The 8,123-nt window shown below is 61.6% G+C and carries 5 protein-coding genes, 1 other RNA gene and 4 pseudogenes; 5 read left to right on the top strand and 5 right to left on the bottom strand.

All coding sequences use genetic code 11. The annotated features are described in order from the left end of the window. On the bottom strand, positions 1-189 hold a 189-nt coding region (locus XpopCFBP1817_RS22255; protein WP_208619660.1), incomplete at its 3' end, for a hypothetical protein. Between the two features lie 89 nt (positions 190-278). After that, a pseudogene (locus tag XpopCFBP1817_RS18155) lies at positions 279-1,039 on the bottom strand (SDR family NAD(P)-dependent oxidoreductase); the annotation flags it as partial. Between the two features lie 305 nt (positions 1,040-1,344). Between XpopCFBP1817_RS18155 and XpopCFBP1817_RS18150 the strand changes: the two are divergent. The 3 genes from XpopCFBP1817_RS18150 (at position 1,345) to XpopCFBP1817_RS18140 (ending at position 4,099) form a co-directional block, all read left to right on the top strand. Next, positions 1,345-2,754 carry an FAD/NAD(P)-binding protein gene (locus XpopCFBP1817_RS18150; RefSeq protein WP_128418183.1) on the top strand — a complete coding sequence of 470 codons (1,410 nt, stop codon included), beginning with the start codon at positions 1,345-1,347 and terminating at the stop codon, positions 2,752-2,754. Between the two features lie 237 nt (positions 2,755-2,991). Beyond that, complete coding sequence (locus XpopCFBP1817_RS18145; RefSeq protein WP_128418182.1) at positions 2,992-3,423, top strand: VirK family protein; 432 nt, start codon at positions 2,992-2,994, stop codon at positions 3,421-3,423. A gap of 334 nt (positions 3,424-3,757) precedes the next feature. After that, positions 3,758-4,099 (top strand): DUF6172 family protein, encoded by a 342-nt coding sequence (locus tag XpopCFBP1817_RS18140; RefSeq protein WP_128418181.1) that lies wholly within the window; start codon positions 3,758-3,760, stop codon positions 4,097-4,099. A 317-nt stretch (positions 4,100-4,416) separates the two neighbouring features. On the opposite strand, the pseudogene XpopCFBP1817_RS18135 reads toward XpopCFBP1817_RS18140, so the two are convergent. Further along, positions 4,417-5,697: pseudogene (locus XpopCFBP1817_RS18135) on the bottom strand (DEAD/DEAH box helicase). Between the two features lie 561 nt (positions 5,698-6,258). Between XpopCFBP1817_RS18135 and XpopCFBP1817_RS18130 the strand changes: the two are divergent. After that, positions 6,259-6,855 carry a hypothetical protein gene (locus tag XpopCFBP1817_RS18130; RefSeq protein WP_128418180.1) on the top strand — a complete coding sequence of 199 codons (597 nt, stop codon included), beginning with the start codon at positions 6,259-6,261 and terminating at the stop codon, positions 6,853-6,855. Between the two features lie 516 nt (positions 6,856-7,371). Next, a pseudogene (locus tag XpopCFBP1817_RS18125) lies at positions 7,372-7,509 on the top strand (IS5/IS1182 family transposase); the annotation flags it as partial. A 35-nt stretch (positions 7,510-7,544) separates the two neighbouring features. Here XpopCFBP1817_RS18125 and XpopCFBP1817_RS18120 read toward each other — a convergent pair. Together XpopCFBP1817_RS18120 and XpopCFBP1817_RS18115 are read right to left on the bottom strand one after the other, a co-directional pair. Beyond that, positions 7,545-7,621, bottom strand: a non-coding RNA gene (locus XpopCFBP1817_RS18120) — sX9 sRNA. A 52-nt stretch (positions 7,622-7,673) separates the two neighbouring features. Further along, positions 7,674-8,027: pseudogene (locus tag XpopCFBP1817_RS18115) on the bottom strand (integrase core domain-containing protein); the annotation flags it as partial. Between the last annotated feature and the right edge of the window lie 96 nt (positions 8,028-8,123).

Here is an 8,123-nt window from a genome sequence, read left to right as displayed (position 1 = left end):
AGATCGCTGATTTTTTGAAGGTATGGTCATCATCCAGTGCGTGTCACCACGGCTACGACTTGGTTGTTCGAGGTGCCCATCTCTCATTAAATGTCCTGCCAGTCGGACGAGCTTTAACGGCGTTTTTCTATCTGTTGGTCGCTGCATTAATAATTCTCGTTCAGCGGTGGAATCTCCAAAGATCAGCACGCGTACTTCATTGACCCAGAGTGGCGGCTTTGTACCGGAGGCATCACTGGCCAATAGCACATGTATGTCCAACGTATGAGACGGTAGTCCCCCAGCGACTGCCCACCATCCACCGCCGTCACTTGCCCAGTGATCCAACGTGGCTGTGGCGAGGCAAGAAACAACGCCGCATCGGCGATGTGCTGTACCTGCCCGAATCCGCCGAACGGAATGCTGTCGCGGATGCGGGCATACAGTTCCGGTTCTTCGTCGCGCTGCCGCGCCCATAGCCCATCGGGAAACGCGATCGAGCCGGGCGCAATCTCGTTGACGCGGATGCGCTCGCGCGCGAGTTCGGCGGCCAGCGTGGTGGTGGTGTAATTGAGCGCAGCCTCGGCGGTGGAATAGGCAATCGCGCGCGGCGTGTGGCGCTGCGCGTTGATCGAGCTGATGTTGAGGATCACTCCCGCATCGCTGTTGCGCAGGTGCGGCAACGCGGCGCGTTTGCAGCGCATTGCCGCTATCAGATCCACGTCCAGGCCTGTCTGTATGCCTGCCAGCTTGCGTCGTCGTTGCCATGTCCATAGCCGGAGGCGGTGTTGATCACCACGTCCAAGCCATCCAGTGCCTACGCTGCGGCCTGCACATAGGCCTGGATTTGCGCAGCATCCGACAGGTCGCAGGCGAAGGTGTGTGACGGCGTGCCATGCGGCGCCAACGCGTGTGCTGCCTGTGCCAGGCCACCGGTATTGCGGGCGCACAGCGAGACGTGCGCGCCGTTGCGGACGAACGCTTCGGCAATGGCCAGCCCGATGCCACAGCTGCCGCCAGCGATCAGGACGCGTTGCGGGTGTACTGCAGGAATGGACATTTCAGTCACTCGAATCTGAAGGTCCGCATTATCGAATAGCCGGGCAAGATCTGTGCCGATGACTCGGCGAAACAGCTGCGCAGCGTCGTGCTGCAGCCGAGCAGGCGAGGGGCGCAGCGCCATCCAATTGCGGTCGCGTGCGCTGTCATCTGCGTGCAATTCGCCGCGCGCGCCGCCTGCAACGCAAGCCTCATCACTAACCATGATCAGCTCATGCGTTTTGGGTTGCCGGGCGCTAACCATTTGTTTACACGTTCGCGTCGCGCTGCGGGCACAACGTTCGGGTAATTCAGTGGGAGTTGCACATGGAAACCCATATCACCGTCATCGGTGCCGGATTTTGCGGCACCGCGCTGGTCCGTGCGCTGGCGCAGACGGCCGATGCCCAAGTTCGTATCACCTTGGTCGGCGTGGCCGAAACCTTCGGCAGCGGCATTGCCTATGGTGCGGCGCGGCCGGAGCATTTGCTCAACGTGCGCGCCAAAGACCTGGGGATCGATGCGCAGGCGCCCGGCGCATTTGCCGAGACCTTGCATTTGGGCGAGAGCGGGCGGCTGGGATTCCTGCCGCGTCTGGCCTATGGCGATTATCTGCGCAGCGAGCTGGATACCGCGGTCAGCGGCGCGCAGGCCTCGATCATGCGGCTGTCGCAAGAGGCCGTTGCAGTGGAGCGCGTGCGCACGGGGTTTCGCGTGTTTCTGGCCAATGGCGATGCCTTCCATAGCGATCGGGTGGTGTTGGCGGTGGGTGCGCTGCAACCGCAGGCGCTTGCCGGCATCGGCCCGCGCTTGAGCGTGCATCCGCGCTATATCGGTTGGCCGTGGCAAGGCGATGCCCTGGCGCGGTTGTCGCCCGACGATGACGTGCTGATCGTCGGCACCGGGCTGACCATGGTGGATGTGGCATTGACTCTGCATGCGCGCGGTCATCGTGGCCGGCTGGTGGCGATCTCCCGGCGCGGGCTGGCACCGCAGGCGCATTTGCGCCAGCCAGGCGCGGCGCTGGAACTGCCGCCGCATCTGCAGCGCGCGCTCAAGGATGCCGACCTGCGTGGCCTGCTGCGCGGCGTGCGTCAGGTGAGTGCGGTGGTCGGCGATTGGCGACGGGTGGTGGATGCCTTGCGCCCGCATCTCCAGCCGCTGTGGCAGCGGCTGGAGTTACCCGAGCGTGCGCAATTTTTGCGCCACTTGCGGCCGTATTGGGAAGTGGCGCGGCATCGTGTTGCGCCGGGCGCGGCGGAACAACTGGCGCAGCTGCAGGCCTCGGGCCAATTGCAGGTGACCGCGGCGCGCCTGCTGCGTGCGCGTTGGGTGCCCGATGGCGTGGAGGCGGTGATCCGCCCGCGTGGTGCTGCCGACGCGCAGACCGGCCACTACGACGCGGTGATCCGTGCGACCGGGCTGGATACCGATATCGACCGCACCAGCGACCCGCTGATCGCCGGTATGCGCGATGCCGGCCTGCTGCGTGCCGACCCATTTGGGTTGGGTGTGGACACCGATGCGCAACTGCGGGTGCGCGATGGCGCCGGGCAGATCGTGCCAGGGTTGTATTGCGTGGGTCCGTTGTTGCGTGGGCGCTATTGGGAAATCACTGCTGTGCCCGAGTTGCGCGTGGCGACGCGCGCATTGGCCGAGCGTCTGTTGTTGGGCGCGATGCCGGCATTACAGCCGGAGCCGGAGCATGTGCCGCGCGAGGTCAACGCGCGTTTGTAGCGCGTCGTAGGTTCATTCCAAGGCGACAGACACGCCCGACTCACTCAACAAAACAGCCTCTGCGCGCGCAGGCATACCCCGCATCTCGCAATCTCGCGCGGACTTCGCTAAACAGCGCAATCATGCAGCGTGATGCGTAGCGCAATGTGCCGGTGCAGTCAGCACTAGGTCAGGTTGATCGCCGTGAGATGATTACAGTCCAAGTCACTTCATTCACTCGTTCGCCTGGAGTTCGCCATGCCCCGTCTTGCCCTCGCTACATTGCTCGCCACGTTGTGCGCCTGCGCGCTGCCCGCTTGGGCCAGCGAATCGCTCAATACCCGTGCTGAAGTGCTCGCGGCCCTGGAGGCTGGTTACGACGTCAGTCTGACCAACGATCTTGGTCGCTGCACGCCCGAAGAGGGCACCCCGGTCAGTCAGACCCGTGGCGGACGGCATATCGACGCGTATCGCATCACCGAGGATGGCACCGCCGCGTTCTCCGGCTCGCATTTCACCGTGGCCAACGACGGCAAGCCGATCCAGCAGTTCATGCGTTACCAGCTGCGCCCGGATGGCAGCGTGCGTTTCACCACCTACATGTACGACTTGCCGGGTCTGCAGCAACGCGGCCCGGTGCTGGCGTATCAATGCACGATCAACCAAGGCATTCGTTTCCACGCCGATTGAGTGCGCTGCACGCACTGCGCGATGTCACGGTATGCGTGGCATCGCGTTGAAGGATTCCTGCAGCCAACACGGCAGGCTACCCTGCCAAAGAGGCGTGATCTCGCCGAAGGTGGCCGATCGAAAGGGGCATGCATTGTCGATCTAACCGTGCATCCTGCTATGGGTGTCACGGACGCACAGCCTGCAGGCAGCTCACCCACGGACGGCGTTTGGTGACGGTCAATGAGGGTGCAGCCGATCGCTTCGCTGCCCGGAAGACCTCGCAGGGCAGTCGATTCACCCAGAACGGCGGTGTGGCCTCACAATAGGCGGCCAGTTCAGGAACGATGTCGCCATGCGCAAGACCTACCAGCTCAACCTCGAAGGCAAGAACCGCGATCGTCTGCTGGAGTCCAGCAAGAACGATATCCGCAAGTACCTCCGCCGCGAGCGCCGCAAGGACTTGCCGGAAGGTGCGGATTATCGGGACTTCGACATGCGCTTCGGGGTGGACGAGGCCAGCGCTGCGCCGCTGCCGCCGGCCGAGTTGATCCGGTCGATCAATGCGCTCACCAGTGAGGGTGGCGAGCAGTTCTTCGTGGAAATCCTGCGCAAGCCCGGCAAGCCCGGCAAGCGCACTCTGCGTGCCGATGGCGACAGCGCAATGGGCGGCGAGCTGGATTTCTCGCAGGAGTGAGTCTTCACCGCATAGACGTGGCGGTGCATCGCTGCTGCGTTGGCACGGTTTTGCGTTGGCGTCATCAGCAACGCGCTTGGCCGCCACCGCGTGTTGTCTCAGCGAAATCTAAGGTCAGATAACGTGGTCTGCACAAGGCACACGTTCGGCGATAGATGTCTGTGACGTGCGAAGCCGCAACTGGCCAAGCGTGCGCAACACCGGCATCGACGCGTGCTGGACGCTGCCCGGCCTGCGCATGTTCCACATGTTCAAGCGCGGTTCGCGCGCCGTCCACATCCGCGTGACGACGGCGAATGACGTGCAAATACCCGCTTTCAGTCGGGCTTGCCTGGCTGTGTCGCCGCTACCGCGCGCAGCTTGTCTTTCTTGCTCGGCCGCTTGCCCTTGATGCCGCCGTTGTCGTCCGGTGCGCGCGTATCGGGATTCCGCGTCTGGGTCGCAGGCGCATCTGTTGCCAGGCTCGGCTCAAAGCCGGCAATCACGCTCGTCGGCACGCGCAGTCCCTGGCGTTTTTCGATCAAACGCCATTGCGGCTGGCTCTTTGCAATAACGAAGCTGATCGCCACCCCGCTGGCGCCGGCGCGTGCGGTGCGGCCGATGCGGTGGGTGTAATCCACCGTCGAACGCGGCAGGTCGTAATTGACCACGGCCGGTAGCGCGTCGATATCGATGCCACGCCCGGCCAGATCGGTGGCCACCAGCACCTGCATCTCGCGCTGCTTGAAGGCCTGCAAGCTGCGCTCACGGCGGCCCTGGCTCAACTCGCCGTGTAACGGCTGCGCGTTGATGCCGGTCTTGGTCAGCTTTTCGGCGACCTTCTCGGCAGTGTGGCGGCTGGAAACGAACACCAGCACATGCGACCAGCCATGTTCCTGCAGCAGATGGCGTAGCAGTTGGGTGCGTTGGCTGGCATCGACAGCGATCGCGCGTTGTTCGATCGCAGGCGCAGCCTGCGGCGTGGCGGCAATGGTGATGCGCAGCGGGTCGCGCAGGCGGCGTTTGGCCAGCGATGCGATCGCGGGCGGAAAGCTGGCCGAAAACAGCACGCTTTAGCGTTGCGCCGGCAGCAACGCCAGAATGCGATCGAGTTCGGCGCCGAAGCCCAGCTCCAGCAGGCGGTCGGCTTCGTCCAGCACCAGCGTGGCGACCTCACCCAGGCGCAGCGCATTGTGGTCGACCAGATCCAGCAGCCGGCCGGGCGTTGCCACCACGATGTCGGCACCGCCGCGCAAGGCGAGCAGTTGCGGATTGATTGAACTGCCCCCGGTGGCCGCAACGATCCTGAGCCGCCGCGGCAGATGCGCGGCCAGCTGGCGCAGCGTGTCTTCGACCTGCGCGGCGAGTTCGCGCGTGGGCGCCAGCACCAGCGCGCCGAGCACGCGCGGCGCGGTGTCCGGGGCGAGACAGCGTTGTTGCAGCAGCGGCAGCGCATACGCCAACGTTTTGCCCGAACCGGTCTGCGCCATCGCGATCAGATCGCGCCCCTGCAGCATCGGCGGAATCGCCTGCTGCTGGACAAGGGTGGGAGAGTGATGGCCGGCCCTGGCGAGCGCGGTGTCGAAGAACGGCTGCAGCGAGAGATGGGTAAATGACATGTGGCCATTATCCGCGTATTGCTGGTGACGCGCTGCGTTGCTGCGGTGAATCGTGCATCCCCGTGTCATGCCGTCGACTCCATTGAGGTTCACCGCAAGCCTCGCCGAGGCTGAACTATCAACAGACTGGACCCAGTGCGAACCACCGCATCCCTCAGCTTCTCTTTACAGCTTTACCTTTTACTTGCTTGATGGGCAATGTTGGATCCCGTCTTTTTGACACATCGCTTCTGCGATCGTGAGAGGCTCTCGATGCGAAAAAGACGACGTTCCTGCGCAGGAGGAATTGGCTGTGATTTTCTGGTCCATCCAGAGTCACTGATGGTTCGCAATGAAACACATGAATTCACGCGTCCCCAGCATCGTACCTAGCATCCAGATATGCTGAGGCTCTACTGATGATTGTGGAGTTACGTGGGTCGGACGGCATGGCGCAATGCAAGCGCACACGTGCAGGAAGGCCGCTCAGGCCCTCAGGCCCTCAGGCGGCCAGGGCGTGCGCGTCCAATGCATTATTAATGCAGTGGATGACCCAGTTCTTGAACCACTGAGGTGTATCTGATGAAGCCAAATTCGATTCTCAGTACTCATTCTGTCCACTCAGCCGATTCCAGTGATGAGGTATCAGGGCCGAGCAGCTGGCACCCTGAAATGCCTGAAATGACGTTGCAGGAGCGCTTAGATCCGTGGCTTCAAGGTCTGCCGCGTTCACCGCCGACTGCCCATAACCGTGAGCCATCCCAAAAACCGAAACCCCGGCTTTCGTTCTCACTCAGCACCAATGAAGCGGCCAGTAGCAGCAAGCCGTCCAAGTCTTCTATCAATAAAGAAATGAAGATCGAGGATAGGTCCCACACAAGCGCGCAGCGTCAGTTTGATGTGCTTAAGGGAGCGCCGATTCCTAAGGATGTCAGAAAGGCATTTAAGAAAGGCTATTATTCCTCCGATACTGCAGAAGAAAAGGATAGAAAAAAGGAGGGTAAACTTGTCTTGAAATTGTACAAAGGTTTTGCACGCGACGCTCAATCCGGAGAATATTTTCACCAAAGATTCAAGCCGAATAAAGAAGTCCTTACAAGGCGTTTATTTGAACTCAACAGGTTGGAGAAGGACAAAGACAAGGATGAAGACCCTGGCTACAAGTTCTGGAAGGCATGAAAGCAAGGCACGATGTGTCCCTCATGCCAAGAATCCCGCGAAAGCGGGATTCTTGGCTGGAGTCCTGGCTGCGGGTGCCTGCTTTGAGGCGATTTTCGAGGCTGCGCCCTCAGTGTGATGACCGGGTTTCTTTGGCCCTATAAATCCGTTGAGCACGTTCTGCATGTTGATGAGCGATGGCGTAGAGCAGTCTCATGCAGTCCAACTGCGCTATCGGTATGAGCGATATGGATGCATTACGCGCTGATGGGGTACGTGGTGTATCACCATTGTCTAGAGCTAACGTACAAACGCTGCATACCTTGCAGTTCGCTGCACTGCCCTTGCATCAGACAGCGCGGTGGCGCCCTCTAGGGATTTTCTGATTAACCCACTTGCGCGAAGCTTAACTTATTGATTTGACTGAGCCGCATGGCGGCGATGCATGGGTTAATCAGGCCTTCCCTAGGGAACCTCTGAACAACTCCCCATAGCTACGCGACACGACGCACTCACGTTGAGGAGGCATCCATGTAACTGACATTCGGTGATGCGCAGGGCTTGGGCAAGCGCAAGCACACCCGTCGTGAGATGTTCCTGGCCGAGAGGGAGCGCATCGTTCCATGGACGCACCTGCTTTGGCTGATCGCGCCCCACTATCCGGCGTCCGGGCGACGTCCTCCGCCCTGAGTAGCGGCCTGGTTTAGAGTGGCTAACAAAACGTAGCGAGCAGTCGTCAGGTGGGCGCGGACGGCGCGCTCAGAACCGGAGTGTACGAGTGGTACATGCCGATTCCGAGCACCGGCCGCGCCCGCCTGGCGGTGAGCGCAGTAGTTTTGTTAGCCGCTCTTGGAGTCCGGGGGAACGCTAGCGGTGTTGGCCAGATGTTGGGCATACGCAGCCGGTGTCATGCCGCCGATTGCGTTCTTGGGCCGGCCTTCGTTGTCTTCGCGTCGCCAGCGCTCGATCTCGGTGCGCGCATGCAGCAGTGTTGGGAGCCAGTGCTCGTTGAGGCATGCGTCGCGTCGCCGGCCGTTGACGTAGGCGTTTTGATTCGGCTCGCCGGGCTGGATGAGCTATAGCTGCACACCACTGGCATGCGCCCAGGCGACCATCGCCTTGCCGCACACCTCCTTGCCGTTGTCAGTGCGGATCACTTGCGGCAAACCACGTCTGATGGCCAGCCGGTCTAGGTGTTTGATCCCAGGTTTTGATGGTGCACTCTTTTCACTCGAATGGAAGCAAGCACAATGGGCCAGGTTCTACATGGGAGCGCCACCACGACTGAG

The organism is Xanthomonas populi (genome assembly GCF_002940065.1).
Classification (GTDB): domain Bacteria; phylum Pseudomonadota; class Gammaproteobacteria; order Xanthomonadales; family Xanthomonadaceae; genus Xanthomonas; species Xanthomonas populi.
The sequence above is the reverse complement of the archived record's forward strand: the minus strand, read 5'-3'. Positions and strand labels throughout refer to the sequence as shown.

Bases quoted from the DNA above. Each gene is read 5' to 3' on its own strand.
- XpopCFBP1817_RS18150 (WP_128418183.1), top strand. From the start codon at position 1,345: ATGGAAACCCATATCACCGTCATCGGTGCCGGATTTTGCGGCACCGCG.
- XpopCFBP1817_RS18145 (WP_128418182.1), top strand. From the start codon at position 2,992: ATGCCCCGTCTTGCCCTCGCTACATTGCTCGCCACGTTGTGCGCCTGC.
- XpopCFBP1817_RS18140 (WP_128418181.1), top strand. From the start codon at position 3,758: ATGCGCAAGACCTACCAGCTCAACCTCGAAGGCAAGAACCGCGATCGT.
- XpopCFBP1817_RS18130 (WP_128418180.1), top strand. From the start codon at position 6,259: ATGAAGCCAAATTCGATTCTCAGTACTCATTCTGTCCACTCAGCCGAT.